The organism is Acidisphaera sp. S103 (assembly GCF_009765975.1).
Lineage (GTDB): Bacteria > Pseudomonadota > Alphaproteobacteria > Acetobacterales > Acetobacteraceae > Rhodopila.
Window position 1 is genome coordinate 1 of record NZ_LMUJ01000102.1, and the last position, 610, is coordinate 610.

A 610-nucleotide genomic window follows, 5' to 3' on the forward strand; every position below is an offset into this window, starting at 1 on the left:
CAAACCCTGCGCGCCGGCCATTTATCATTTCGGTAACGGCGATGCCGGCCGACCCATGTTGCGCGACGGCTGGCAGCATGATCCGCAGGGCGATGCCTGGACCAGCGGCCGTGTCAGCACCCTCGAGCTTCCCGCGCCACCTATGAAGGGCCTTTATCTGGCGCGGCTCACAATATCTCCTCTCTACAGTCGCAACTTCTTAACGTCGCAGCGTATCACGATCCTGCTGGCAGGCGCGGTTATTGGCCAGTACTGTACTGGCACGGCAGTCAGCCTTGCGATCCCGTTGCCGACCGAGTTGTTTGAAGCCGGCGGTGTGCTGCCGTTTACCTTCGTGGTGCCGGACGGATTGCCAATGCACCGATTTGATCCCACGCAATCCCCCAATTTCCTTGCCTTTTTGCTGGAAGCGATTGAGATCACACCCGTGCCATCCGCCCACAGTGCGCTGACCCGGGTGCGCGATGACGATGTGGTATCAGCAGCGCCCATATCGGTTTCAGAACTTTTTTTGGACGAACCGGTTGATGAATTGCCCGGTACGATCAAGGCGACTTTGGGCATCGAAATGACAGAGATCCTGCGGAACTTCGAAAGCCTCGGTGACAAC

At 58.2% G+C, this 610-nt stretch carries 1 protein-coding gene; it reads left to right on the top strand.

The genetic code is table 11. The features are described 5' to 3' along the window. Positions 1 to 610, top strand: a 610-nt coding sequence (locus tag GSQ89_RS33860; protein WP_158932525.1) for a hypothetical protein, incomplete at both ends; no start/stop codon positions are given.